This is a genomic window from Mesorhizobium sp. M0938, assembly GCF_040319125.1.
In the GTDB taxonomy this organism is placed as follows: domain Bacteria; phylum Pseudomonadota; class Alphaproteobacteria; order Rhizobiales; family Rhizobiaceae; genus Mesorhizobium; species Mesorhizobium robiniae.
In genome coordinates this window covers 197481-223679 of record NZ_JAMYNS010000011.1, presented here as the reverse complement: position 1 = coordinate 223679, position 26199 = coordinate 197481, and the positions used below count along the sequence as shown (strand labels likewise).

Genomic DNA, 26199 nt, shown 5'->3' with positions numbered 1-26199 from the left:
CATGGCGCGTCCAATTGGCCCGCTTTCGATCGGCATCGACATCGGCACATCAGGTGCGCGCGCCGTCGCCATGCGGCCGGACTTTTCGATTGCCGCGCGTTCCGCCGTTCCACTCGACAGATTTGGCCAGAACGCCCGCGATCCCTCGGTGTGGTGGTCAGCGGTCGGCGCGGCTCTGACGGAACTGCTTGCAGGCGTCGATCGCGCGGCGGTCCGGTCGATTGCCGTCGATGGCACTTCGGGCACGCTGCTGCCGGTCGACGGCGCCGGCCGGCCGCTGGCCGAGCCGTTGATGTACAACGACAAGGTCGACGACGACGACATACTGGCTGTGATCGCGCGCGAGGCGCCGGCAGCGAGCGCAGCACTTGGAGCGACGTCTGGTCTCGCCAAGGCACTGTGGTTCCAGCGCCTGCCCGGCATTGCCGCCGTGCTGCATCAGGCCGACTGGATCGCGGGACAGTTCTCCGGCCGTTTCGATGTCAGCGACGAGAACAATGCCCTGAAAACCGGCTACGACGTCGAGGCCCGCCGCTGGCCGGACTGGATCGCGGCGACCGGCATGCGCATGGAATTCCTGCCTGGTGTCGTCAAGCCGGGCGATGTCACGGGAACGCTCACCGCGAGCGCCGCGGATCTGTTCGGCCTGGCGCGCGACGTCGCCGTGGTCGCCGGGACAACGGATGGCTGCGCATCGTTCCTGGCGACGGGTGCTGCGGCGGTTGGCGACGGCGTCACCGCGCTGGGGTCGTCGCTGACCATCAAGATCCTCTCCGACCGGCCGATCTCGGCGCCGCAGTTCGGCATCTACAGCCATCGGTTGGGAGATGCCTATCTGGCGGGTGGCGCGTCGAATTCGGGCGGTAAGGTGCTGGCGCAGCATTTTCCCCTCGCGCGCATCATCGAGTTGAGTGCGGGGATCGACCCCATGACGGAGACCGGCCTCGACTATTATCCGCTTCCCACGGTCGGCGAACGCTTTCCGATCGCCGATCCTGCTCTGCCGCCACGCCTGACGCCGCGGCCGGCGGACGACGCCGACTATCTGAAAGCGATGTTGGAAGGCATTGCCGGGATCGAGGCGCTCGGCTATCGCCGGCTTGCCGAACTCGGTGCGCCCCGATTGACCTCGGTCAGAAGCGTCGGCGGCGGTGCGGCAAATCCCGCCTGGACCGCTATCCGGCAGCACAAGCTGGGCGTCAGTTTCCTACCGGCGCTTTCTGACGAGGCGGCCGCCGGCACGGCGCGGCTGGCGCTGATGGGCGCAATCGAAGCGGAGCTTTTGTGAGCACGAAAACAGTTGAACATCTCGACGGTATCGGAGCGCTGGTCGAGCGCTATCAGGTGTTCCTGCTCGACCAATTCGGCGTGCTGCACGATGGCACCAACCCCTATCCGGGCGCCGTGGAGGCATTGTCGGCGCTGAAGCGCGCAGGCCGGACGATTGTGCTGGTCTCGAACTCGGGCAGGCGGGCGCGGCCCAACGAGGCCCGCTTGCTGAAGCTTGGCTTCGAACCAGGAAGCTGGGATCAATTTGTCTCTTCCGGCGAGATCGCGTGGCGGTCGTTTCAGGAAATGGCGACATCCGGTAGGCTGCGCCCAAACACGAAGTGCCTGCTGATCAGCCGCGAAGGCGACCGCTCGGCGATTGAAGGTCTGCCTTTTACGTTGACCAGCGACGGCGACGATGCCGAGCTGGTGCTGATCGCCGCCAGCGAAGGCGATCGCTACGACATCGACCACTATCGCAGACTTTTTGCACCGGCAGCAGCGCGGCAGGTGCCGTGCTTCTGCACCAATCCCGACAAGATCATGCTGACGGCAGTGGGGCCTCGCTTTGGCGCCGGCCAGCTTGCGGATCTCTACGAGAGCCTCGGCGGCAGCGTCACCCGCATTGGCAAGCCCTATGCGCCGATCTTCGATGCCGCGCTGGCACTGGCGGGTAATCCGGACCGAAGCACCGTGGTCTGTGTCGGCGACAGCGTCGAACACGATATCGCCGGTGGAATTGGTGCCGGCGTGGCGACTGCGCTGGTCTTGTCAGGAATATTAGCAGACACCCGCGACCTGGCCGACCTTTTCGATGGGCTGAACGCATACCCGGATTACACCACCGATTTTTTCAAGTTTGCTGATTGAGGACGGTAATTTCCCCGGGTGATCACTGCCTCCTGGTCGTGCTACTTTCGAGGGCACAACTCTTGGCGCCATCGCTAGTTCGGAGGCTATTGATCCTGCATGCGTGATTTTCAGCTCCCCGGACGGTCGCCGGTTCGTGCAACGGAAGCGATGGCCGCGACATCGCACCCGCTGGCGACATTGGCGGCGGTCGAGATGCTGCGGTCCGGCGGCAACGCAATGGACGCAGCCGTGTGCGCGGCGGCAGTGCAGGCAGTCGTCGAGCCGCAATCGACCGGCATCGGCGGCGACTGTTTCGTCCTCTACTGTCCTAATGGCCAAGGCGAGGTTCTGGCCTTCAACGGCTCGGGCCGCGCACCTGCCGCAGCGACGGCTGAGTGGTATCTGGACAGGGGGCATGACGCGCTGCCTGAGTCCGGCCCGCATGCGGTCACCGTGCCGGGCGCCATCGACGCCTGGTGCCGGCTGCTCGAGGATCACGGCAGAAAGGGCATCGACGCCGCGCTCGCGCCCGCCATACGCTACGCCGAACAGGGCTATGTCGTCCAAGACCGCGTCGCCTTCGACTGGGCCGAAAGTGCTGCCCTGCTGGCCGCCGACGAACATGCGGCGCGGATTTTTCTGCCGGATGGAAAGGCGCCGCTGGCCGGCGAGTTGCACCGGCAGCCGCAATTGGCCGACACGCTACGCATCGTTTCGCGCCGTGGCCGTGCCGGCTTTTATGAAGGTGAGGTCGCCGACGACATGGTGTCGCGTCTGCGCGCGCTTGGCGGGCTGCATGCGCTTGAGGATTTCGCGGCGACGAAGGGCGATTATGTCAGGCCCGTCGGCACGTCCTATCGGGGTTACGACATCCACCAGATGCCGCCGAACAACCAGGGGCTGACGGCACTGATCATGCTGAATGTGCTGTCGGGCTTTTCGCTCGGCTCGCTGGAACCGAGCGGTGCCGAGCGCCTTCACCTCGAGATCGAGGCGGGGCGGCTTGCTTATCAGGACCGCGACAATTTCATCGGCGACCAGAATCACGTCCATGTTCCCGTGGAGCAGTTGTTGTCCAGCTCCCATGCGGACCGGCTGCGTGCCGCCATCGATCCGGCGCACGCGATGACGCATCTGCCTCGCCTTGAGCTTCAGCCAAGCGATACCGTCTACATCTCCGTGGTCGATCGCGACCGCAACGCGGTCAGCTTCATCAACTCGACCTTTCATTCGTTCGGCAGCGGGGTGGTCGGCCCCAGGACCGGCGTCGTCCTGCAGAATCGCGGCAGCAGCTTCCGTTTGGCGGCAGACCACCCAAACTGCATCGCCCCGGGAAAACGCCCGATGCACACCATCATGCCGGGCATGGTGACAGCCAAGGGCCGGGCGGTCATGCCGTTCGGCGTGATGGGTGGCGGTTACCAGCCGTTCGGCAATGTCCACCTGCTCACCAACATGATCGATTTCGGCATGGACCCGCAGGAGGCGCTGGATGCGCCGAGGGTGTTTTACCGACAGGATATGGTGGAGGCGGAGCGCGGCGTTCCGGCCGATGCGATCGCCGGCCTGCGCGAGCGGGGCCACCAAGTGTCCATCCCGACCGAGCCGCATGGCGGCGGTCAGCTGGTGCTGATCGACTGGGACAAGGGTACGCTTACCGGCGCGTCCGATCCACGCAAGGATGGTTGCGCGCTGGGTTATTGACGATCTGCTGCGCCCTGCGTGCTGGTCCTGTTCAGTTTTGGCGCTGCCGCCACCAGCGCTTTGCCGATCGCCGACTGCGGGGCACCGATGACCGCACGGGCATCGCCGCTCTCGGCGACGTGGCCGGCGTCGAGGATGACGACACGATGAGCGATGGCGCTGATAACGCCGAGATCGTGCGAAATGAACAGATAGGCGATCCGTTCCTCGCGCTGCAGGTCGAGCAGCAATTGCAGGATCTGTCGGCGCACCGATACGTCGAGCGCGGACACTGCCTCGTCGAGCACGATCAGCGACGGCTTTGTGGCGATGGCGCGGGCAATCGCGACGCGCTGGCGCTGGCCACCCGAGATCTCGTGGATGGCGCGGCTGGCGAGATCAGCGCCCAGGCCGACGCGGTCCAGCAAAGCAGCAATGCGGTGCGGACGCTCGGTGCGGGATGCTATGCCATGGATGCGCAGAGGGTCGTCGAGCACGCGCGCTACGGTGGCGCGCGGGTTGAAGGCGGCGAGCGGGTCCTGAAACACCATTTGCAGACGCGCGCGCCGCGCGCGCAAGGCAGCGCCGTTCAGGGCCAGGAAATCGCCGCCTTCGAACTCGATACGACCAGCGTCCGGTTCGATCAGCCGCAGCAGCAGCCGCGCGATCGTCGACTTGCCGCTGCCGGAAGGCCCGGCCAATGCCAGCGTCTCGCCGGACCTGATGTGAAAGGAAACGTCATCGACGGCGGCGATCGTCTTGCCGCCGCGACGATATCGTTTGGTCAGGCCGGAAACGGCCAGCAATGGACGGCTCACCCCGACGCTCCTGCCTGCCGCAGCAGCGGTTCGGCGTCGAGGCCGAGATGGGCGTCGAGCAGCGCTCTCGTGTAGGCGTGGCGTGGGCTGGCGATGATCTGCGCCGTCGCACCGAGCTCGACCAACTCGCCGTGCCGGAACACGGCAATACGCTCGGCCAGCTCGGCGGCCAGCGCGATGTCGTGGCTGACGAACAGCAGCGTCATGCCGTCCTCGGCCACCAACTGCCGGATCAGCGCGACGATCTCGGCCTGGATGATGGTGTCGAGCGCGCTGGTCGCCTCGTCGGCGATCAGCAGTTTCGGACCGGCCGCGATCGCTGCGGCGATCGCCACGCGCTGCTTCTGGCCGCCGGAAAGCTGGTGCGGAAAGGCGCGCAAAGCGGCGTCTGGATCGGGCAGCCGGACGCGTTCGAGCAGGGTTTTTGCCCTGGCATAGGATTGCGACCAAGTAAGGCCGAGATGCGCGTGCGCGACCTCCGCAATCTGCTCGCCGACCGCCATCACCGGATCGAGGCTGGCCGACGGGTCCTGGAAAATGAAGCCGATGTCGCGGCCACCGAGGGGAATGAATTTAGGCTGGCGTTCCGTCCCACCCCCCTCTGTCCTGCCGGACATCTCCCCCGCAAGGGGGGAGATTGCTCTTTCACCCCTGCTTTCGCCAATCGCCGAAGTTGGCGAAAAGGAGCCGGCGATCGAATGGCCGATCTCCCCCCTTGCGGGGGAGATGTCCGGCAGGACAGAGGGGGGTGCCTTGGCACCAAAGGATGGCGACGATGGCAAAAACCACTCGATGCGACCCTCAACCTTGGAAGATCCCGGCAGCAGCCCGGCTATCGCCAGCGCCAGTGTGCTCTTGCCCGAGCCGCTCTCGCCGATGATGGCGAAGCGCTCGCCGGCGGCGACATCGAGGCTGACATGTTTCAACGCCGCCACCTCGGCGCCATCGCGGCGGTAGGTCACCGTCAGATCGCGGATCGAAAGCAGCGCCGTCACGACAGGCTCCTTCTCACAGCGGTCGTCTCGACGACGCCTTCGCCGGCGAGATAGACGCCGAGCACTGTCAGCACGAGTGCTACACCCGGAATGATCGACAAAAAGGGCGCGGTGCGCAGCACGGCGCGGCCTTCGGCGATCATGCCGCCCCAGGTCACGCGGTTGGGGTCGCCGAGGCCGAGAAACGAAAGGGCCGCCTCGGTGAGGATTGCGGCGGCGACGATCACCGACGACAATGCCAGCACCGGCGGCAACGCGTTGGGCAGCACTTCGCGAAAAGCGATCTCCAGCGGATGCATGCCGACAACACGGGCGCCGGCGACAAAATCGCGTTCCCGGATCGACAGCACTTCGGCGCGGGCGACACGCGCCGGCCCCGTCCAGGCGCCGAGCGCGATCGCCGCGATGACGACGCCGAGCGATGGCCCGACGACGCTGACGAAGGCCAGCGCCAGCAGGAAGCTCGGCACGGTCTGGAAGGCGTCGGTGATACGCATCAGCACTTCGTCGACGCCGCCGCCGGCAAAGCCGGCCAGCGTGCCGACTATCGCGCCGACGGCAAGGGCTGCGGCTGCCGCCGCCAGCCCGACCGCCAGCGAAGTGCGGGCGCCGTGGAAAAGTTCGGCCAGCACATCACGGCCGAGCCGGTCGGTGCCGAGCGGCAGCGACCAGTCCTGAAAGGGCGGCAGCAATGCCGGCCCGGCAATCGCCTGCGGATCGCCGGGAAAGACCAGCGGTGCGGCAAGCGCCATGGCGAACAACGCCGCCAGGATGATCCCGCCGGCGAGCGCTTCCGGCGTGCGGAAAAAACGGCGAAGCGGGCTCACGCACTGGCCTCGCTGGCGCCGACGCGCGGATCGAGGACGGTGTAAGCGATGTCGACGAGAAGGTTGATCACGATAACCAGAACGGCGCTGGTGAGAATGATGCCGAGCAGCAGAGGCGTGTCGCGCGCCGCCACCGCTTCCTGTGCCAGCCGGCCAAGGCCGGGCACCGAAAAGACGCTTTCGATGACGACGCTGCCGCCGAGCATCTGCGCCGATTGAAGTCCGAGCATGGTGACCAGCGGCAACAGCGCATTGCGGGCGACGTGAGCGAGCACGATGCGGCGGCGGGACAGGCCCTTGGCGCGAGCGGCGAGGACAAAATCCTGCCGCCAGACCTCGGCCATGCCGGCGCGCATCATGCGCAGGTAGAGCGCCAGATAGATGAAGCCGAGTGCGGACACCGGCAGGACGAGATGGCGGGCAATATCGGCCGCGCGGTCGAGGCCGGTCTTGGCCGACGCGAGGCTCTCGATGCCGCCGATCGGAAACCAGCGCAGGTCGACGGCAAAGACGATGATCAGCACCAGCCCGAGCCAGAAGCCGGGTACGGCATAGAGCGCCAGCGAGCCGATCGACAGGAAGCGGTCACGAAAGCTGCCGGGCCTGGCTCCGGCATAGATGCCGAGCGCTGAGCCGAGCCCGAAGGAGAGCGCGGTCGCGCTGCCCATCAAAAGCAGGGTGTTGGGCAGGCGTTCGAGGATCACCTCGCGGATCGGCCGCGAGAAAGTCACCGACTGGCCGAGGTCGAGATGCAGCAGTGCCCAGAGATAGTTCGCCAGCCGCGTCAGCGCCGACTGGTCGAGGCCCCAACGATGGCGCAGCAATTCGATCATGCCGGCGTCGCCGCCGGTCGAGGCGATATAGGCGTCGACCGCATCGCCGGGCGCGGCTTCCAGCAAAAGGAAGGTGCCGATGACGACAATCAGCAGCACGAAGATGCTGCCGACGAGGCGGCGGCGAAGGAGGAGGAGTGCGCGCGTCATGGCGCACCGACATTGGCAGGTGGGCCAATTCTTCTGGGTTGTGTTCTACGGCGCCCCCCTCTGTCCTGCCGGACATCTCCCCCACTTGGGGGGAGATCGGCGGTCATTGTCGTTTTCGCCAATCTCCAGTGTTGCAAAGCTGCCTTTAACGCCGAAGCTGCCAATCTCCCCCCTTGTGGGGGAGATGTCCGGTAGGACAGAGGGGGGCGCCGTAGAACTCTCATCACCGAAGCTGAGCACCCGGATACACCATGTGCAAGTCTGGAGCGAACCTTGCTAAGCCTCCAGCCAGGTGTCCGCCCAGTTCGACACCGCCCAGCGCGGGTTGTTGGCGACATTCCCCACCGTGTCTTTGATAACGCTGATGAAGCTCCATTCGGCGACGTTGATCAGCGGCAGGTCGGCTGCGACCTTTTTCTGAAACTCCTTGTAGAGTTCGGTGCGGGCTGATGTGTCGAGCGTCTCGGATGCCTTGGCGATGAGGGCATCGAGTTCATCGTTCTTGTAGCCGCCCTGGTTGGAGAACGGCACGCCGTCGGGAATGCCGCTCTGCACCAGGATGGTGGTCGAGATCGCAGGGTCGCCGCGGAACACCGGCGGCCCGACCGCAAGGTCGAAGGCGTGGTCGGTGTAGACGGCCTTGATGTGGGCGGCGGAGTCGTTGTTGACCAGCTGGGCGTCAATGCCGATGGCGGCGAGTGCCTGGCGCAGATAGTCGCCGAACTGCTTGGTCTCGTTGAAATAGGGCGCCGGCAGCAGCTTCAGTGAAAAGCGTTTGCCGTCGTCACCCCTGATGTAGCCGGCTTCATCGAGCAGGGCGTTGGCCTTGGCCACGTCGAAGGCATAGGTCGGCACGTCGGCCGTATAGAATTGCGGATCGTTCTTGGGCACCGGGCCGGTGGCTGTGGCGGCGTAGCCGAGGAACACTGTCTTGACGACGAAATCCTTGTCGATGGCGTGGGCGATCGCCTGGCGCACCTTCAGGTCGGCCAGTTCCTTGCGGCGATGGTTGATCTCGACGACGAGCTGATAGGTTAGCCCCTCATAGCCCTTGGTGATCACCTTGAGGCCAGGCACTTTGGAGATGCGGTCGAGATCGGCCAGAGGCACGGCGGAAAAGGCGGCGAGCTGGATCTCTTCCGCCTCAAGCGCGCTTGCCGCCGAAGTGCGGTCGGGCAGCACCTGATAGATGATCTCGTCGAGGTAAGGCTGGTCCTTGCCCCAGTAGTCGGCATTCTTCTCCAGCCGGTAGTATTCGCCAGGTTTATGTTCGGCGAATTTGAAGGGGCCGGTGCCGACAGGCGCATTGTTGGCCGGGTTTTCTTCGATCTTACCTGTTTCGTAGATGTGCTTGGGCACGACGCTGCTCAGCGCCGGCAAGGCGTTGCGGATCAGCTGGAATGGTGTCGGCTTGGCGAATTTGAACACGGCGGTCAGTTCGTCGGGCGTATCGACCGCCTCCAGGTCTTTGAACACGGTACGGCCGAGATTCTGCAGCGGCTTCCATATCTGCAGCGCCGAGAACGCGACGTCGGCGGAGGTGAAAGGTTTGCCGTCATGCCATTTGACGCCTTCGCGCAATTTGAATGTCACCGACAAGCCGTCGGCGGCGCCCTCCCAGCCTGTCGCCAGGCGTGGGTCGAGCCCGTCCTTGCCATCAAAGGATGCCTCGGCGAGCGGTTCCACGACCTTGCTCGAAATGAAGAACACGCCGTTGGACGCGACGATCGCCGGATTGAGGTTGCGCGGCTCGGAATCGGCGGCGACGATCAGCCGCCCGCCTTTCTTCGGCGTCTGTGCCCGACCGATGGTCGGCAGCGCCGTCGAAGCCAGAAGCAATGCCGAACCGGCAAGCACGGTGCGTCTGGAAATCGTGAACTCTGACATGATCGAACTCCGTCCCTCTCAGCCACCCGGCCGGGTAGGCCACCCTCGGACGCCAGGTGGCATCCTTGCAAGGGTGATTATGAGCTTCGCCAAGGGTTTCGCCAGAGACGGATTTGGCGCATCCTCACGTGGCTTTGAAAATTTCGTCCGCTGGACCAGTTAGAGGGAAGCGGTTCATTCGAGCTGATCTGGTAGGACCAGATTTGGTTAAGTCTTGCTATATACGAAGACGAAGTATGCCAGAATGGCCGTTCCACCTGTTTCTGGCTGGACCAGGCAGGGGAAAATGGTGCAGATTTGACTGACAGCCAGAATATCATGACCAAAACAGCCGGCGATCCGACCGGTCGGCCACGGAATTCAGGGAGAGAGAAAGATGAACGTCGTCCCGGGCAAGAATGCCGTCAGCACCATCCCATTCGACCATGCCAGGGTCGATCGACTGATGGAGGAGGCGGGCATCGATGTGCTGCTCGCTACCTCCAAGCACAACACGCAATATCTGCTTGGCGGCTACAAGTTCATCTTCTTCGCCGCCATGGATGCGATCGGCCACAGCCGCTATCTGCCTGTTGTTGTCTACGAGAAGGGTGGGCCGGAGCATGCCGCTTATATCGGCAACCGCATGGAGGGCGGCGAGCACCAGAACAACCCGTTCTGGACGCCGACCTTGCACGCCGCCTGCTGGGGCACGCTCGACGCCGCCAACCTTGCGGTCGAGCATCTGACGAAAATCGGCAAGGGCAACGCCCGCATCGGCATCGAGCCGGCTTTCCTGCCGTCGGACGCCTACACGCTAATCCGCAAGGCATTGCCCGACGCCAAGCTGATCGATGCGACTGATATGCTGGAGCGCATGCGTGCCATCAAAACCGAAGCGGAGCTGGAGAAGCTGCGCATCGCCTCCGAACTGATCACCGATTCCATGCTGGCAACCATTGCCTGGGCACGTGAAGGCACGACCAAGACCGAGATCATCGAGCAACTCAGGCGCGAGGAAACCAATCGCGGCGCGCATTTCGAATACTGCCTGCTGACGCTGGGCTCCAGCCACAATCGCGCCGGCTCGCCACAGGCGTGGAAAAAGGGCGAGGTGATGTCGATCGATTCCGGCGGCAATTATCACGGCTATATCGGTGACCTCTGTCGCATGGGCATCTTAGGCGAGCCGGACGCTGAACTGGAGGATTTGCTGGCCGAAGTCGAGACGGTGCAGCAGGCGGCCTTCTCCAAGGTCAAGGCAGGCACGCTGGGCGGCGACATGATTTCTCGCGCGGAGGGCGTGCTGAAGAGATCCAAGGTCGCGTCCTATACCGATTTCTTCGCCCACGGCATGGGGCTGATCACGCATGAGGCGCCGTTCCTGATGACCAACCACCCGGTGACCTACGAAGGCACCTATGCCGAACAGCCATTGGAGAAAAACATGGTGCTGTCGGTCGAGACAACGATGCTTCATCCAACGCGCGGCTTCATCAAGCTGGAGGACACGGTTGCGGTCACCGACACCGGCTATGTGATGTTCGGCGACCGGGGCCGGGGATGGAACAGGGGCGGGGTGGCTTAGCGCGCGTTTTTGCGGCCAGAACCCAGTAACTCTGGAAGAGTTCGATCCCCCTTGGAAGACGGCGCGAAACCGTCGGTGCCTCGATAGACCTCAAGGCGCCGTTGCGTCGAAATCGATTGCAAATCCCGCGCCAATAGCGCTTCGCGCAATGAGATCGCCAAGTTCCCAATCCGTGAGTTCGCAAAGCGGAAACGCTCTTCTCACGACGTGGCTGACCTCGGATATCGAAACGCTCGGGTGGTCGACATTGTCGATCAGGTAGCGGACGATCGCCAGGCGAACGTCCGACAAGGTAGGCGTCTGCGCGAGCGCGGGCATCTCCGGCCTTACGAATGGAGCCGTGGTTCTGTGCCCTCGGCCGCCGTTACGTCGAAAGCGACGGGCACACCGTGAGTGACGCATGCCGCCGCCAGCATCTCCTCCAACTCGCGGTCGGTGGCCTTGCAAGCCGGCATGAGCGTTCGGATGGCGCGGATTGCCTGTACGATCGAAAGGAAGCGGGCCTTGGCTCTGGAAAGAACATAGGCCTCGGCCGCCCTTTCAACCGTGACGGTGTGAAAAGTGTTGGTCATCAAGATTCCCTCCCTGAAACCCGTTACCAACATGATTTACGGCCAACTCGCGGCGGTCTTCAAGATTATGTCTGAAAGCGGACAATCAGGCGGAGGCCAGGCCGAAATAGCGCTGCTCCTCCTCGCCGTAAGCGCCCTGGGTCAGCTTGATCATTCCGGCGCGGTCGACGATGGTGATCTCGCCGCGCCTGGCGTGAACCAACCCCCGATATTCAAGCATTTGGAGGGCAGTGGTAACCCCCGGGCGCCGAGAGCCAAGCATCGTCGCCAGAAATTCATGTGTCAGGTAGATCTTATTGCCTTCAGCGCGATCATGGACCATCAGCAACCAGCGGGCCAGCCGTTCCTCGATTTTCGAATGACCGTTGACCAGTGCCGTCCGGGACGACTGGACGAGGAACGCGTGGGCATAGCGCAGCAGTGACTCGCGAAGGGTGGACCTTTCTGCAACCGCAGAGCGAAGATTTTCAACCGGCAGGCTCCAGCCATTGCCGGCGACCTGGATATAGGTTTCATTGGGAGACCTGTCTTGGCCGAGAATGACCGCAACCCCGGTCATGCCGTCGTTGCCGATGATGCCGACTTCGCTTTGTCGCCCTCCGGTCATGGTGGCGACCACCGAAGCGATACCCACCTCTGGAAAATACACGTGCTCGATCGGATGATAGGGGATTTCCAGCCGAGCTTTGATGCCCAGTTCGACGTGACGCATTGCCGGCTGCAAAAGCGCGAAATCCTCTGAGGAGAGGGCTTTCAATATCTGGTTGCGAAAAAGGGATTGCGGCATGGCTCTCTCCCTGGCGGGCAAGAGCACGTACCCTCTTACTGTCGGCTGCATCCGAAGCGCTGGCGGCCGATGTGACAGCATAGGCTGTTAAAGCGTGATTGGCAAAGCTTCGCCGGCGCTGAAGCTGGGTGCGACGGTTTGCCGGCAAACCGGTGAGAGGTATTCGAACTGCCACCGGCGAACGGTACTATCAATGGCTCCCGCCCGGCGGCAGCAGCCGGAAATCCGGAAGGTCGCGCAGCGCCAGCTCCGGCCCAGCTGGTGAGTAAACGACGAAGAGCTGCATCGGCGCGTCGCCGGTGTTCAGCGTCGAATGGAAGCGGCTTTCCGGCACATAGATAGTGCAGCCGGGGCCGACCTTCGCAACAACCGGATTGCCGTTCTCGTCCTCGACCATCTGCTCGCCGTTCCCCGATATGACGAAGATGATCTCTTCCGCACCCGGATGGTTGTGGCGCGTGTGGCCCTTGCCGGAGGGCAGGTCGACGACGCCGCCGGAGAAGCGTGTCGCGCCGTTCACCTCGGGCGCTACTGTCAGCGAGAGCTTGCCCCAGTCGAAGCCGAAGGCGCTGACGTCCTTCGGATAGACAAACACCTTGCTTTTGTCAGTCATCGTCTCATCCCTTCTTTTTCTTCGCAGTCGTTTTGGCACCAAGCGTGACGGCCTTGAAATCCGCGGTTTGCCTGGCGATCGCCGCTTCCGCCGGGAGCCGCTCCATCGAGCTGGCACCGTAGAAACCATGCAGGCCCTTGCAGCGTTCGAGGATGTAGCGGGCGTCGTCAGGCATCGAGATCGGCCCGCCATGGCAAAGCAGGATTACGTCCTTGCGCACGACACGCGCCGCTTCAGCGATGGCGTCGATCTCCTTGACGCAGTCGTCCAGTGACTTGGCCGACGTCGCGCCGATCGAGCCGCCTGTCGTCACGCCCATATGGGCAACGACGATGTCGGCGCCAGCCTTGGTCATGGCGCGCGCCTCGTCGGGATTGAACACATAAGGGGTGGTCAGGAGGTTGAGTTCGTGTGCGGCGGCGATCATGTCGACTTCGAGCCCGAAGCCCATGCCGGTTTCTTCAAAACTCTGCCGCATCTGGCCGTCGAACAGGCCGATTGTCGGAAAGTTCTGCACGCCGGAAAAGCCCATCGTTTTCAGCTCGGCCAACAGCAGCGGCATGATGACGAAAGGATCGGTGCCGTTGACGCCGGCCAGCACCGGCGTCTTCTTCACCACGGGCAGCACCTCGTAGGCCATTTCCTTGACAATCTCGTTGGCGTTGCCATAGGCGAGCAGGCCGGCGGCCGAGCCGCGCCCGGCCATGCGATAGCGGCCGGAATTGTAGATGATGATCAGGTCGATGCCGCCGGCCTCTTCGGCCTTGGCCGACAGGCCGGTGCCGGCGCCGCCGCCGACAATCGGCACGCCGCCGGCAATCATCTTGCCGAACTTTTCCAGGATCTTCTTGCGCGGTATGGCGGCCATGTCTTTCTCTCTCACTGTCTGGGGATATCGAGAAAGGCCGCTGTTGCAGCCTTGGCGAATTCCGGATCGTTGATATGCAGCGGCAGGCGCGTCACACGTCGCTTGTCATCAGGCAGGATCGTGCGCTCGATGGCCTCGAAGAGTGCTGCATCGGCTTCAGGGTCGAAGAAGGCGCCGCCTTCGATATCGAGTGCCGAGACGCCCTTTTCGGGAATGAGGAACCGGACCGGGCCGTCGCAGAGGCTCAGTTTGGTGCCGATCCATTCGCCGATCCTGCGGCTTTGGTCAGGTGTCGTGCGCATCAGCGTCACGTTCGGATTGTGCTCGTAAAACAGCCGCCCGCTGTAGCGTTCCGGAATGGTCGGCGGCGCCCAGAAATTCACCATATCGAGGGCCCCGACCGAGCCAACATAAGGTAGCCCAGTGCGGGCGATCGCGCCGAAGCGGTCTTCGGTTGCCGGCAGCACGCCGCCGAACAAGAGGTCGCAGACCTCGGTCGTGGTGATGTCGATGACACCGGACAGCAAGCCGCTGTCGGCCAGTTTTTCCATGGTGCGGCCGCCGGTTCCGGTGGCGTGGAAAACCAGGCAGTCATAGGTCGAGCGAAGCTGCTCGGCGATGGAAGTCACGCATGGTGTGGTGACGCCGAACATGGTGAGGCCGATCGACGGTTTGCCGTCGGGGGGCGGCGCCGGCTTTGCCGCCATGCCTGATATCGCCTGGGCGGCACTGTGCAGCACGACACGCGAAAGCCGGTTCAGGCCGGCCATGTCTGTCACCGACGGCATCATGACGATGTCGGAGACATCGACATAAGGCGCGGTGTCGCCCGAGGCGAGCGTCGAGACCATGATTTTCGGCAGGCCGAGCGGCAGAGCGCGCATGCCTGATGTGATGATCGACGTGCCGCCGCCACCGCCGATGCCGATCACACCCGATATATCGGTACGCGATTGGACGAACCGGGTGAAGGCGATGGCCATTGCAGCGACCGCGGTGCCGCGGTCGTCGATGCCCAACACGGCACTGCTGCCGCCGGGATGGTGACCCGCGACCTCGTCGGCCGGGACATCGACCGGCACCGTCGCGCTGCGTGTCCCGACGTCGACGGTGGCGACAGCAGCACCGGTGGCAGCGACCGCATCGGCCAGAAAAGCCAGCTCCTCACCTTTGGTGTCGGCGGTGCCCACCACATAGACGCGCTTCATTGCGTTTCCCCAATCCCTGGGCGCGCTCGGCGTTGCCGCCTGCCGCTCTTTTGCCCGGCCGTTCGGCTATGCGAAGGCCATTGCAATTTTTTGAGACGCGCGTATCGTATTGACATGAATGTCTCACGTCAACAAGCGGCAGTACCCGACGACGCCGACTTTCGATCGGCGCGCGGACCGCGGGCACGCACAAGGCGGTTGATGCTGGAGACGGCGACAAGGCTGATGCAGGCAGGCGCCACGCCCTCGGTCAGCGAGGTCGCCGAAGCCGCGGAAGTCTCGCGCGCCACCGCCTATAGGTATTTTCCCAGCCAGGCGGCGCTGGTGCAGGCGGTGGTCAACGAAGGGCTCGGGCCGATCCTCACCTGGAAATCATCCTCGACCGATCCCGAGCGCCGGGTGGTCGAATTGTTCGATACCGCCATGCCTCGCATCGAGGCCTTCGAGGCGACCTTCAAGGCGGCGCTGAAGTTGTCGCTCGACCAGTGGGCGCGCCGGCAGGCGGGCACGCTGGGCGGCGAGCCGGCCTTTACGCGCGGCCATCGCGTCGATCTGCTCAAGGACGCGATCACGCCACTCAAGGACCGGCTGCCGCCACGCGAATTCAAGCGCCTGGCGCAGGCTCTGTCGCTGATCTTCGGTGTCGAAGTGCTTATCGTGCTGAAGGATATATGGGGGCTGGACAGCCGCAGGATGATGTCGGTCGCGCAATGGGCAGCCGGGGCCCTGGTGCGAGCTGCAGTGGCGGAATCGATGGCCGAAGGAGACAGAAGCGCGCCGGCGACAGCGACGGAATAGTATCGATCTGGTTCGACCAGATGGGGACGCCGATTACTGACAATAGCCGTTGTGCCGTAGCCCGAACAAGGCTCTTGCGTATCAAGGAGTAGGAAAATTTAAGAAAAACAGGCAGATGTCGCTGGAATTCGCTTGTTTGAGTGTCTGTCATCGTCCAAGAAAGAGCTTGACGTGCGTCCGGAATTGGTAATACCAGATCAAGGTAACAAAGCGGATTGAATGTGAGGGCCATTTCGGCTGAGCGAGGAGGCTCAAGGCCGGATGGTGCATCACGGGAGGAACTACCAGGGTCGGCCTCGCCGCCGGCTCGCATGATACGGTAGAATGCGCACAAGGGAGGAAATCATTATGCGCAAGACAATGACCAGCATGCTTGCTGGTATCGGCTTAGTGCTCGCCTGCGGAACGTCCGTCTACGCGCAGGATAAGGAACTCACCATATTCTGGGCTGAATGGGATCCGGCGAACTATTTGCAGGAACTCGTCAATCTTTACGAAGCCGAGAGCGGCGTGAAGGTCACGGTCGAAACCACGCCTTGGTCCGACTTCCAGACCAAGGCATTCACCGAGTTCAACGCCAAGGGCAGCGCCTACGACATGGTCGTCGGCGACTCGCAGTGGATCGGCGCCGCATCCGAGGCGGGCCACTATGTCGACCTCACCGACTTTTTCAACAAGCACAATCTGAAGGAGGTGATGGCGCCAGCGACGGTCAAGTACTACGCCGAATATCCGTCCAACTCCGGCAAGTACTGGTCGATCCCGGCCGAGGGCGACGCGGTCGGCTGGTCCTATCGCAAGGACTGGTTCGAAGACCCGAAGGAGATGGAAGCCTTCAAGGCCAAGTATGGCTACGATCTCGGCGTGCCGAAGGACTGGAAGCAGTTGCGCGACATCGCCGAATTCTTCCACCGTCCCGACGAGAAGCGCTACGGCGTCGCCATCTACACCGATAACTCGTATGACGCGCTGGTGATGGGCGTCGAGAACGCCATCTTCTCCTACGGCGGCGAACTTGGCGATTATGCCAGTTACAAGGTCGACGGGATCATCAACTCCGAACAGAACGTCAAGGCGCTCGAGGCCTACAAGGAGCTCTATTCCTTCACTCCTCCTGGTTGGGCCAAGAGCTTCTTTATCGAGGACAACCAGGCGATCACCGAGAACCTGGCGGCGATGAGCATGAACTATTTCGCCTTCTTCCCGGCGCTCATCAACGAAGCCTCGAACCCGAATGCCAAGGCCACCGGCTTCTTCGCCAACCCCCCAGGACCGAACGGTGACCAGTTCGCCGCGCTCGGCGGCCAGGGCATCTCCGTCATCTCCTATTCCGAGAACCAGGAAGAGGCGATGAAGTTCCTGGAATGGTTCATCAAGGAAGATACGCAGAAGAAATGGGCGGAACTCGGCGGTTACACGGCAAGTGCCAAGGTGCTCGAGTCGCCTGAATTCCAGAACGCAACGCCTTACAACAAGGCCTTCTACGAAACCATGTTCAAGGTGAAGGACTTCTGGGCGACGCCGGAATATGCCGAGTTGCTCATCCAGATGAACCAACGCGTCTATCCGTACATCACCGGCAATCAGGGCACGGCCAAGGAAGTGCTCGATTCGCTCGCCGCGGACTGGAACGCGACATTCAAGAAATACAACCGCGTGAAGTAAACGGCATTAACGCTCGGAGGGGGCGGGAGCTCGCCCCTTCCGTTTTCTTTTCCGGACAAGGAAGGAACGGGCCTTGGCCACTGCAGTCATGACCACTCTGGATCCAAATTCGCGCTCCGCCGCCCGCGGCATGAGCGATCTCACGATCCGCAATCTCTTCATCATTCCGACGATCGTTTTCCTGATCGTCTTCAACATCTTTCCGCTGATCTATTCGCTCGGCTATTCGTTCACCGACTTTCGCGCGTCGAGCCCGGCGGCGGCCAATTTCGTCGGACTGCAGAATTACCGCGAGCTGCTCAACGATCCGTTCATCTGGTCGAATTTCGCAATCACCGCCAAATACGTCATCGTCTCCGTAGTCGGCCAGGTCATCGTCGGCTTTGGGGTGGCGTTGCTGCTCAACCGCGATATCCCGTTGAAGGGCCTGCTGACGACCCTCCTGCTGTTGCCGATGATGCTGTCGATGGCCGTCGTCGGCCTGTTCTGGAAGCTGCTCTACGACCCGTCCTTCGGCATCATCAACTATACGCTCGGCCTCGGCTCCTTCGAGTGGCTCTCCAACCCCGACATGGCGCTCTACGCGGTTGCCATCACCGACATCTGGATGTGGTCGCCCTTCGTGATGCTGCTGTCGCTCGCCGGCCTGTCGGCAGTGCCGAAGCACCTCTACGAAGCGGCCGCGATCGACCGCGCCGGATCGTTCTACACCTTCTTTCGCATCACGCTTCCCTTGGTCGCGCCGATTCTGATGATCGCGATCATCTTTCGCACCATGGAAGCGTTCAAGACCTTCGATCTCGCCTACATCCTGACCAGCCAGCCAACCACCGAGGTGATCTCGATCCGGCTCTACAAGATGGCGTTCCAGGAATGGCAGACCGGGCGCTCCTGCGCGCTAGCCTACATCGTGCTGATCATGATCCTGGCGATCACCAACATCTACGTCAAATACCTGAACAAGGTGAAGGAGCGCTAGAATGGCCGCTGTCACCACCTCTACCGAGCGTTCGCTCAACAAGCTCGCCATCGTCGGTGTGCTGATCATCACAATGATCTTTCTGGCGCCGATCTACTGGATAGCCTCGACGGCGTTCAAGCCGCGCAACCTTGCCACCACTATCCCACCGACGGTGGTGTTCCAGCCTGAGATATCGCCCTTCGTGAAGCTCTTCACCAAGCGGTCGCAGTTGCGCACCGCGCCGACGCCGGAGCAATACGCCGCCGCCCCGTGGTGGGAGCGGCTGGTGTTTGACGGCGGCGAGAAGGTGGTGCGCTCGGGCAGGGGCGAGGTGCAGTGGTCCGGCTATCCGAGCCGCTTCATGAACTCGCTGATCGTCGCCATCACCTCGACCGTCCTGGCCGTCGGCATGGGCACCTTCACGGCTTACGGATTCTCGCGCTTCAAGATCAAGGGGGAGCAGGACCTGCTCTTCTTCATCCTGTCGACGCGCATGCTGCCGCCGGTGGTGGTGGCGATCCCGATGTTCCTGATGTACCGGGTCGTCGGCCTCAACGACACGCATTGGGGCCTGATCATCCTCTACACCGCCTTCAACCTCAGCTTCTCCGTATGGCTGATGAAGGGGTTCATGGACGAGATTCCGAGGGAGTACGAGGAGGCGGCGCTCGTCGACGGCTACACGCGCATGGAGGCCTTCTTCAAGATCGTGCTGCCGGAAGCGGCCACCGGCATCGCCGCCACCGCCGTGTTCTGTTTCATCACGGCGTGGAACGAATATGCCTTCGCGCTGATCATGACCAACCGACGCGCCCAGACGGCACCGCCCTTCATCCCCAGCCAGGTCGGTTCCGGCTTGCCGGACTGGACGGTGATTGCCGCCGGAACCTTCCTGTTCCTGCTGCCGGTCGCGATCTTCACCTTCCTGCTCCGCAACCACCTCTTGCGCGGCATGTCCTTTGGAGCGATCCGCAAATGATCCGCCATGCTACAATCCAGCGCACGGCCGAGGTCGTGATGGTGTTCGGCATCATCGCGCTCTGCCAGCCGTGGAATTTCTTCCTGCACCGCTACGGGCTGACGATCATCATCGTCGGACTGCTGACCTTCATGATCACCGGTTGGGTCGGTCCAAGGCAGAAACCGCAGGCGACCGGCGCGCTGGAAAAAGAAGGCCACGCATGACCCAGATCGAGCTTCGTGGCGTCCAGAAATTCTTTGGCGCCGTTCAGGTCATCAAGGACCTTAATCTCAAGATCGCCGACAATGAGTTCATCGTGCTGCTCGGCCAGTCGGGCTGCGGCAAGACGACGACACTGCGCGCTATTGCCGGGCTGGAGACGATCGACGGCGGCGATATCCTCATCGACGGCAAGCCGGTCCAGCATCTCAAGGCCGCCGACCGCGACATCGCCATGGTCTTCCAGTCGTTCTCGCTCTATCCGCATATGAGCGTCTACGAGAACATCGCCTTTCCGCTCAGGGCCACGCGCCAGAGCAAGGCCGAGATCGACAGCGAGGTGCGCTCGGTCGCCAAGACGCTGCAGATCACCGATCTCCTCGCCAAGAAACCCTCGGCGCTGTCGGGCGGCGACATGCAGCGCGTGGCCATCGGCCGGGCGCTGGTGCGGCGGCCGAAGGCAATGCTGATGGACGAGCCGATCGGCGCGCTCGATGCCAAGCTGCGCGAGGAGATGCGGGCCGAGATCAAGCGGCTGCACATCAAGCAGGGCTCCACCACCATCTATGTCACGCATGACCAGATCGAGGCGATGAGCCTCGCCGACCGCATCGTCATCATGCATGAAGGCGTGCTGCAGCAGGTCGGTTCGCCGGACGAGGTCTATTCGCGACCGGCGAATCTGTTCGTCGCGCAGTTCGTCGGCAGCCCGGTCATGAATGTCGCCGATGCCTCGGTGGCGGAAAAAGCCGCGTCGGCCTCGGTGACGGTTGGCGGAGCGGCCACCGGCTTCGAATTCCCGCGCGCGCTGCTGGCGAAGCTCAACGGCCATGCCAGCGCCAAGCTTGCGCTCGGCATCCGGCCGGAAGGCGTCATCGTTCGCCGCGAAGCCGCCGACGGGTTCTTGCCGGTCGAGGCGCAGATCGTCGAGCCGCTCGGCTCTTTCGACATCGTCGACCTCAAGGTCGGCTCCAAGATGCTGCGCGCGCGCACCAAGAGCGGCTTTGTCACTGGACCGGGCGAGAGGGTCTTCGTCAGGATCGATCCGGCCCAGGCGCATTTCTTCGATACGGCGAGCGGCAAGTCGCTGGAGGTGAGACTCTGATGGCCCATATCCAGCTTAAAAACATCTCGAAGACATTCGGCAATCACACTGCATTGACCGGGCTCAACCTCGACATTGCCGATGGCGAGTTCTTCGTGCTGCTCGGCGAGACCGGGGCCGGCAAAACGACGACGCTGCGCATGGTCGCCGGCCTGGAGAAGCCGACCGAAGGCCAGGTCTTCATCGATGGCGTCGACGTCGCGAACTGGGGTGCGGCCGAGCGGGATGTGGCGCTGGTGCTGCAGCAATATTCGCTTTATCCACGCTATACGGTGCGCCAAAATCTCGAATTTCCGCTGAAGCCGAAAATCCGCCGGCTGCCCGACGCCGAGATCAAGGATCGCGTCGACCGTGCCGCCAGGACGCTGCGAATAGAGCATCTGCTCGATCGCAAGACCGACCGGCTTTCGGGCGGCGAGATGCAGCGTGTTTCGATCGGTCGTGCCATCGTGCGCAAGCCGCGTGTGTTCCTGATGGACGAGCCGCTGTCGGCGCTCGACGCCAAATTGCGCGAGGCGCTGCGCACCGAGCTGAAGAACCTGCAAATGCAGCTCGGCGCGACCTTCCTGTTCGTGACGCACGACCAGATCGAGGCGATGTCGATGGGCGACAAGGTCGGCGTGCTCAACCATGGCCGCATCGTCCAGACCGGCACGCCGTATGAGATCTACAACAATCCGCGCGACACCTATGTGGCGAGCTTCGTCGGCTCGCCACCGATGAATCTCATCGAGGGCAAGCTCGTCGACGGCCGCGCGGTGATGGCACCGTTGAATTTCGAGCTGCCTTTTGCGGGGAGGGCGAAAACGAGCGGTGTCACCGACGGTCGCCCGCTCGTCTTCGGTATTCGTCCCGAGGATGTCTATCTCGAGAGCGGGGCGCCGGTGGAAGCGCGCGTCCACGATGTCGAGAACCATGGCGTCGAGAAGATCCTTACGCTGCGGGTCGGCGATGCCATGCTGCGGGCCACGGTGCCGGCCAGAACCGATGTCGAGATCGAGCAACCGGTGCGCTTTGCCTGGGATCCGGACAAGGTGGTGCTGTTCGACAAGAGTAGCGGAATAAGCCTCCGCCACGCGGGGTAAAGCAATTCCAGGAAAAGTGTGAAACGGTTTTCCCGGGAAAAACGCATAGCGCTTTCCCTAGGGAATTGCGCAGAAACAAAGAGATAGAGCGTTTCGGCGTTTCCGTGAAACGGTGAAGCGCTCTAGAGCGCGTCTGTTGGGCAGCAGGATGCTCGGCGGCTTAAAGCCCCTGGCCAGATTTAGCCGGCTTGACGGGTCTCAGCCTGTTCCTCGGCCCGGAAATGGCTGGGAGCCGTTCCGATGACGCGCTTGAACGCGCGACTGAAGGCCGCGTCGGATTCATAGCCCAGGCGAGCGGCGACGACGGAGATCTTCAGCCGGTCGCGGACCAGCCATTGCCGTGCCTGGTGCATCCTCACCTGGGTGACGTATCTCGCCGGCGTTTCGCCGACGATCGTCGCGAAGCGCTCCGCGAAACCTGATCGCGAGGCGCCCATCATCCTGGCGAGCGTTTCCACGGTCCAGTCGCGGTCCGGTTCGAGGTGGATTGCGGCCAGCACGCGACCGATCTCGCGGTCTCTCACCGCCGCAATCCATCCGGACGAGTCGCCGCAGCCGCGCTCGACCCATGACCGGATGACGGTGGCGGCGAGCACATCGGCAAGCCGTGCGAGAATGCCACCTGAGCCGACACGCTCCAGCGTCACTTCGCGGGCCATGGACTCCAGCAGATGCGGGATGCCGGGTTCATAGGCTTCCAACTCGTGCGCGCGCATCACGTCCGGCATCATGCCGAGCAATGGATGCAAACCGTCGAGATTGAAATACATGCTGCCGAAAAACAGCAGGGTCCCCGGCCGGCAACCTTCGTTGGACAGGCAGTAGACGCCCTTGCAGACCTCGGCGACCTGGTAGCCCTGGATCGGCGAAGCCTCAACGCCCGGCTCGCTTGCCAGGACGTGTGCTGCACCGCGTGGCAGCAACACCGCGTCGCCCGCCTTGAGCTCTACCCATTCGCCGGACGGTTGCAGCAGCCAGCATCCCTTGCGGCCGATGAAATGAAACCGCGCCGCCGTCTGGGCCGGAAATTGAAGCCCCCAAGGCTCCTGCATTTCACAGCGGCCATATTCGACGCCGTCGAGCCGCAGCCCGCGCAATATGTCCGTCAGCGGATCGCCGGTGATCGGAACTTTGGACGAATAGTCAAGCATAATGGTGTTTCTAGCATGGAAACTCCAGGCGGTCACTCCCTATGTTGCACTGCAGCCAAATGTTGCGCTGCAACCAGATCGGAGATTCACCATGACCGAACCCGTGACAGGCGTCATGGACGCCGCTGTTCTCGACTCTTCCGAATCCGAAGAACGATCCGAGCCGGCGTGGGGCGCGGTGGTATCGCTGGCGCTTGGCGTTTTCGGCCTGGTAACGGCCGAATTCCTGCCCGCCAGCTTGCTGACGCGGCTGGCGCAGGATCTCGGCATCACCGAAGGCGCCGCCGGGCAAGCTGTCACTGCGACAGCGGTCGTCGGGGCGATCGCGGCGCCGACCATGGCCATCGTCACCAAGCGGCTGGATCGCAGGCTGGTCATGTGGGGCCTGACCGTTCTTCTGATCGTCTCGAACCTGCTCGCGGCGTTCGCGTCGTCGCTTCCTGTGCTTCTGGCTGCCCGCGTCGTTCTTGGCATCGCCCTCGGCGGCTTCTGGTCGATGTCGGCGGCCATGGCGATGCGGCTCGTGCCGATGCGGCTGATGCCGCGCGCCATGTCGATTATCCTAACCGGCGTTTCGGTCGCCACCGTTACCGCAGCCCCGGTTGGCGCTTATGTCGGCGACGTCTGGGGATGGCGCACCGCTTTCATGATCGCGGCGGTCGTCGGCGCCCTGGCGCTGCTGGTGCAGATCGCCACCCTTCCGAAGCTGCCGCCGATGGGTGTGGCAAACTTTCGAACCTTGCTGGACGTGATGAAGCGCCCGACGATCAGGGCGGCACTTCTGGTGGTCCTGCTGGTCGCCTCGGGACACTTTGCCGGCTTCACCTATGTCCGCCCGTTTCTTGAGAAGGTGCCTGCGCTGGACATCGAGACGATCTCTCTGGTGCTGCTCGCCTTTGGAATCGGTGGGTTCTTCGGCAATTTTGCCGGTGGCTTCATGGCCGAGCGCAGCCTTAAGACCGCCGTCGGCCTGGCACCTCTGCTGATTGCTCTGGCAGCCGCCTTGCTGCTTACTCTCGGAGCCTCGCCAGTCATCGCGGCGATAGCGGTTGCCGCCTGGGGCTTTGCCTTCGGTGCGGTGCCAGTCGGGCTACAAACCTGGCTGGTGCGAGCCGCTCCCGACCAGGCCGAGAGCGCCGGTGGGCTGATGGTCGCCGCGTTCCAGGTGGCCATTGCGCTGGGCGCCGTTTTCGGCGGCGTGCTTATCGACAATGCCGGCGTTGCCAGCGCTTTCGCCTATTGCGGGATCGCGACGTTGCTGGCGGCCTTGGCGGCGTTCCTGCTCGGCCCGAAGCACGCAGCCTAGCCCGTCCGCCCTTGCGGATTCATCTTTGATCGGCCCGGAGATCGGTTACGCTCTTCGGGCCGTTATCGCCGTTACGAAACGCGTCAGGCTGTTTTCGACATAAGCAGTCACTTCGACCTTGGGGTCGAAACTCCACCACAGCAGCGAGCCCTGCCAGTGCGAAGCCATGAGCAGGCCGATGCCTTCAGGCGGATCGGCTGCTGAGGCAAAACAGGCGTCGAGCACGTCACACAGAGAAGCTTTCCACGACGCGCCGCGTGCGCGAAGCAGCGGATCGCGCAGATCCTCGCGCAGCACCAGAAGGCCCTCGGCATAGGATTCGATGCCGCCATAGTCCTGCGACAGCGCCACCAGCAGGCCAATCGCTCCATCAGGGGTTCTTGGGATCGTCTTCGACAGCCTCGCCGTCTTGTCATCAAGCCGGTCCCATGCCTGCAACAGAGCCCTCTGCTTCAGAGCGGCCTTGCTTTTGAAACGCTGCACCAGCGTCGAGCCGGAAAGTCCGCAGGCCACGGACAGCCGCTCGAAGGTGAGCGCTTCCGGGCCATGCGCGTGGATCAGCCGGTTCGCCGCTTCGAGCACGTCTTCGTCGGACTGGGTTTTTGGCCGGGGCATCTTGACATCCATTTATAACCGAATGATCATTTATATATTGTGACACTGGCAAAGACCAGACCTCCTTGTCGAATCGAGTTTCGGAGAGCCTAATGACGCTTCGTGGAAAAGTCGCTCTGGTCGCGGGCGCCACCCGTGGCGCCGGCCGAGGCATTGCAGTCGAACTGGGCGCTGCCGGCGCGACTGTTTACGCCACCGGCAGGTCGACGCGCGAGCATCCGTCCGAATATGCACGTCCTGAGACCATCGAGGAAACGGCGGAACTGGTTTCGGCGCTTGGCGGCAAGGGCATTGCCGTGCAGGTCGATCACCTGATTTCGGAAGACGTGCGCAAATTGGTCGACCGAATCCGCGCGGAGCAGGGCCGTCTCGATGTACTGGTCAACGACATCTGGGGCGGCGAAAAGCTGTTCGAATGGAACAAAGCGGTCTGGCAGCACAATCTCGAGAACGGCCTGCGCATGCTCAGGCTGGCAATCGACACGCACCTGATCACAGCTCACCACGCGCTGCCGCTGCTGATCGAGCGTTCGGGTGGGCTGCTTGTCGAGGTCACCGACGGCACCGCCGAATACAATGCCGACCACTACCGACTCTCGCCCTTCTATGATCTCGCCAAAGTGTCGGTGACGCGCATGGCATGGGCCCATGCCAAGGATCTCGCGGCGTATGGTGCTACGTCGGTTTCGCTCACGCCCGGCTGGTTGCGTTCGGAAATGATGCTTGAGGCGTTCGGCGTCAAGGAGGACAACTGGCGCGATGCGACAGCGAAGGTGCCGCATTTTGCCATCTCGGAGACGCCGCGCTTTGTCGGCCGCGCGGTGGCGGCGCTTGCGGCCGACCCGGATCGTTCGCGTTGGAACGGACAATCGCTGTCGAGTGGCGGGCTGGCGCAGGTCTACGGTTTCACCGATCTCGACGGCTCGCGGCCCGACGCCTGGCGCTATGTTCCCGAGGTTCAGGACGCCGGCAAACCAGCCGATGTGACCGGGTACCGTTAGACCGCTCGAACGCTGGCAGCCGGCAATGGTTTCGGTTTCAGGCCGCGCGGCCGTCGAAGTCGAAAATCGACACAGCGTCCAGATCGAGGTCGTCTACGCAATGGATGTTGACGTAGGCGCTTCGTTCGTCCCCTTCGCTGACATCCTCGGCGAAGGGATGGACGCCGCAGGTCCGGCAGAACCGGTGGGCGATGACTTGGTTGCCGAAAGTGTACCTGCCAAGATCGTCGCCCCAGGCAAACACCCGCAACGTCTCATGCGGCACGGCCCATAGCAGCGCGCCCTTGCGTGAGCAGATCGAGCAATTGCATCGCACGGCTCCGGTCAGATCGCCTTCGATCTCGAAGGCGATCTTGCCGCAGTGGCAGCTGCCTTTGTACAGCATCAGGTCTCCTCCTTCCAT

The 26199-nt window shown here is 63.0% G+C and carries 27 protein-coding genes; 13 read left to right on the top strand and 14 right to left on the bottom strand.

The features are described 5' to 3' along the window. Position 1: 1 nt before the first annotated feature. The 3 genes from NKH73_RS20995 (at position 2) to ggt (ending at position 3825) form a co-directional block, all read left to right on the top strand. On the top strand, positions 2-1288 hold the full coding sequence (locus NKH73_RS20995) for an FGGY-family carbohydrate kinase (RefSeq protein WP_352935697.1): 1287 nt from the start codon (positions 2-4) through the stop codon (positions 1286-1288). After that, positions 1285-2139, top strand: a complete 855-nt coding sequence (locus tag NKH73_RS20990; protein ID WP_352935694.1) for a TIGR01459 family HAD-type hydrolase — start codon at positions 1285-1287, stop codon at positions 2137-2139. The genes NKH73_RS20995 and NKH73_RS20990 overlap by 4 nt, the downstream gene beginning before the upstream one ends. A gap of 99 nt (positions 2140-2238) precedes the next feature. Next, positions 2239-3825, top strand: a complete 1587-nt coding sequence (gene ggt / locus NKH73_RS20985; protein ID WP_352935691.1) for a gamma-glutamyltransferase — start codon at positions 2239-2241, stop codon at positions 3823-3825. Here the strand turns inward: ggt and NKH73_RS20980 are convergent. From NKH73_RS20980 to NKH73_RS20960, 5 genes are all read right to left on the bottom strand, one after another. Then, positions 3819-4622 (bottom strand): ABC transporter ATP-binding protein, encoded by an 804-nt coding sequence (locus NKH73_RS20980; protein ID WP_352935688.1) that lies wholly within the window; start codon positions 4620-4622, stop codon positions 3819-3821. The two genes, ggt and NKH73_RS20980, sit on opposite strands and share 7 nt — an antisense overlap. Beyond that, positions 4619-5617: an ABC transporter ATP-binding protein gene (locus NKH73_RS20975; RefSeq protein ID WP_352935685.1), complete on the bottom strand. Its 999-nt coding sequence runs from the start codon at positions 5615-5617 to the stop codon at positions 4619-4621. The genes NKH73_RS20980 and NKH73_RS20975 overlap by 4 nt, the downstream gene beginning before the upstream one ends. Further along, positions 5614-6444: an ABC transporter permease gene (locus NKH73_RS20970; protein WP_352935682.1), complete on the bottom strand. Its 831-nt coding sequence runs from the start codon at positions 6442-6444 to the stop codon at positions 5614-5616. The genes NKH73_RS20975 and NKH73_RS20970 overlap by 4 nt, the downstream gene beginning before the upstream one ends. Beyond that, complete coding sequence (locus NKH73_RS20965) at positions 6441-7427, bottom strand: ABC transporter permease (RefSeq protein WP_352935679.1); 987 nt, start codon at positions 7425-7427, stop codon at positions 6441-6443. Before NKH73_RS20965 ends, NKH73_RS20970 begins: the two co-directional genes overlap by 4 nt. A 276-nt stretch (positions 7428-7703) precedes the next feature. Next, a complete protein-coding gene (locus tag NKH73_RS20960) occupies positions 7704-9314 on the bottom strand; it encodes an ABC transporter substrate-binding protein (RefSeq protein WP_352935676.1) in 1611 nt (536 codons plus the stop codon). A 376-nt stretch (positions 9315-9690) separates the two neighbouring features. Here NKH73_RS20960 and NKH73_RS20955 point away from each other — a divergent pair, with 376 nt between their 5' ends. Then, a complete protein-coding gene (locus NKH73_RS20955) occupies positions 9691-10881 on the top strand; it encodes a M24 family metallopeptidase (RefSeq protein ID WP_352935673.1) in 1191 nt (396 codons plus the stop codon). A gap of 90 nt (positions 10882-10971) precedes the next feature. Here the strand turns inward: NKH73_RS20955 and NKH73_RS20950 are convergent, their stop codons facing one another. The 6 genes from NKH73_RS20950 to NKH73_RS20925 form a co-directional block, all read right to left on the bottom strand. Beyond that, positions 10972-11172 carry a hypothetical protein gene (locus tag NKH73_RS20950; protein WP_352935671.1) on the bottom strand — a complete coding sequence of 67 codons (201 nt, stop codon included), beginning with the start codon at positions 11170-11172 and terminating at the stop codon, positions 10972-10974. 35 nt (positions 11173-11207) lie between these two features. Next, entirely contained in the window at positions 11208-11453 is a 246-nt protein-coding gene (locus tag NKH73_RS20945; RefSeq protein ID WP_352935669.1) for a hypothetical protein, read from the bottom strand. Between the two features lie 85 nt (positions 11454-11538). Continuing rightward, positions 11539-12267: a Crp/Fnr family transcriptional regulator gene (locus tag NKH73_RS20940; protein WP_352935666.1), complete on the bottom strand. Its 729-nt coding sequence runs from the start codon at positions 12265-12267 to the stop codon at positions 11539-11541. Between the two features lie 163 nt (positions 12268-12430). Then, positions 12431-12853, bottom strand: a complete 423-nt coding sequence (locus NKH73_RS20935; RefSeq protein WP_352935663.1) for a cupin domain-containing protein — start codon at positions 12851-12853, stop codon at positions 12431-12433. A gap of 4 nt (positions 12854-12857) precedes the next feature. Further along, a complete protein-coding gene (locus NKH73_RS20930; RefSeq protein ID WP_352935660.1) occupies positions 12858-13721 on the bottom strand; it encodes a phosphoenolpyruvate hydrolase family protein in 864 nt (287 codons plus the stop codon). 11 nt (positions 13722-13732) lie between these two features. Beyond that, the gene (locus NKH73_RS20925; protein ID WP_352935657.1) at positions 13733-14929 is read right to left on the bottom strand and encodes a Tm-1-like ATP-binding domain-containing protein; all 1197 of its coding nucleotides are present in this window, start codon (positions 14927-14929) and stop codon (positions 13733-13735) included. A 114-nt stretch (positions 14930-15043) separates the two neighbouring features. On the opposite strand from NKH73_RS20925, the gene NKH73_RS20920 reads away from it, so the two are divergent. From NKH73_RS20920 to NKH73_RS20890, 7 genes are all read left to right on the top strand, one after another. Beyond that, positions 15044-15727, top strand: coding sequence for a TetR/AcrR family transcriptional regulator (locus NKH73_RS20920; RefSeq protein ID WP_352935654.1), 684 nt, complete (start codon positions 15044-15046; stop codon positions 15725-15727). A 348-nt stretch (positions 15728-16075) separates the two neighbouring features. Further along, a complete protein-coding gene (locus NKH73_RS20915; protein ID WP_352935651.1) occupies positions 16076-17392 on the top strand; it encodes an ABC transporter substrate-binding protein in 1317 nt (438 codons plus the stop codon). A gap of 73 nt (positions 17393-17465) precedes the next feature. Further along, positions 17466-18371 carry a carbohydrate ABC transporter permease gene (locus tag NKH73_RS20910; RefSeq protein WP_029348308.1) on the top strand — a complete coding sequence of 302 codons (906 nt, stop codon included), beginning with the start codon at positions 17466-17468 and terminating at the stop codon, positions 18369-18371. Between the two features lies 1 nt (position 18372). Next, complete coding sequence (locus NKH73_RS20905; RefSeq protein WP_352935648.1) at positions 18373-19332, top strand: carbohydrate ABC transporter permease; 960 nt, start codon at positions 18373-18375, stop codon at positions 19330-19332. After that, on the top strand, positions 19329-19538 hold the full coding sequence (locus NKH73_RS20900; RefSeq protein WP_352935645.1) for a hypothetical protein: 210 nt from the start codon (positions 19329-19331) through the stop codon (positions 19536-19538). Before NKH73_RS20905 ends, NKH73_RS20900 begins: the two co-directional genes overlap by 4 nt. Beyond that, positions 19535-20638: an ABC transporter ATP-binding protein gene (locus NKH73_RS20895; RefSeq protein ID WP_352935642.1), complete on the top strand. Its 1104-nt coding sequence runs from the start codon at positions 19535-19537 to the stop codon at positions 20636-20638. Before NKH73_RS20900 ends, NKH73_RS20895 begins: the two co-directional genes overlap by 4 nt. After that, a complete protein-coding gene (locus NKH73_RS20890) occupies positions 20638-21723 on the top strand; it encodes an ABC transporter ATP-binding protein (protein ID WP_352935639.1) in 1086 nt (361 codons plus the stop codon). The genes NKH73_RS20895 and NKH73_RS20890 overlap by 1 nt, the downstream gene beginning before the upstream one ends. A 179-nt stretch (positions 21724-21902) precedes the next feature. Here the strand turns inward: NKH73_RS20890 and NKH73_RS20885 are convergent, their stop codons facing one another. Further along, positions 21903-22874: an AraC family transcriptional regulator gene (locus tag NKH73_RS20885; protein WP_352935636.1), complete on the bottom strand. Its 972-nt coding sequence runs from the start codon at positions 22872-22874 to the stop codon at positions 21903-21905. A 91-nt stretch (positions 22875-22965) separates the two neighbouring features. Between NKH73_RS20885 and NKH73_RS20880 the strand changes: the two genes are divergently transcribed. Continuing rightward, positions 22966-24180 (top strand): MFS transporter, encoded by a 1215-nt coding sequence (locus tag NKH73_RS20880; protein ID WP_352935633.1) that lies wholly within the window; start codon positions 22966-22968, stop codon positions 24178-24180. 45 nt (positions 24181-24225) lie between these two features. Here NKH73_RS20880 and NKH73_RS20875 read toward each other — a convergent pair whose 3' ends face one another. Then, the gene (locus NKH73_RS20875) at positions 24226-24795 is read right to left on the bottom strand and encodes a TetR/AcrR family transcriptional regulator (protein WP_352935630.1); all 570 of its coding nucleotides are present in this window, start codon (positions 24793-24795) and stop codon (positions 24226-24228) included. Between the two features lie 92 nt (positions 24796-24887). Here NKH73_RS20875 and NKH73_RS20870 point away from each other — a divergent pair, with 92 nt between their 5' ends. After that, positions 24888-25796 carry an SDR family oxidoreductase gene (locus NKH73_RS20870; protein ID WP_352935627.1) on the top strand — a complete coding sequence of 303 codons (909 nt, stop codon included), beginning with the start codon at positions 24888-24890 and terminating at the stop codon, positions 25794-25796. A 37-nt stretch (positions 25797-25833) separates the two neighbouring features. On the opposite strand, the gene NKH73_RS20865 is transcribed toward NKH73_RS20870, so the two are convergent. Further along, entirely contained in the window at positions 25834-26181 is a 348-nt protein-coding gene (locus NKH73_RS20865) for a GFA family protein (protein ID WP_352935624.1), read from the bottom strand. Positions 26182-26199: the final 18 nt, after the last annotated feature.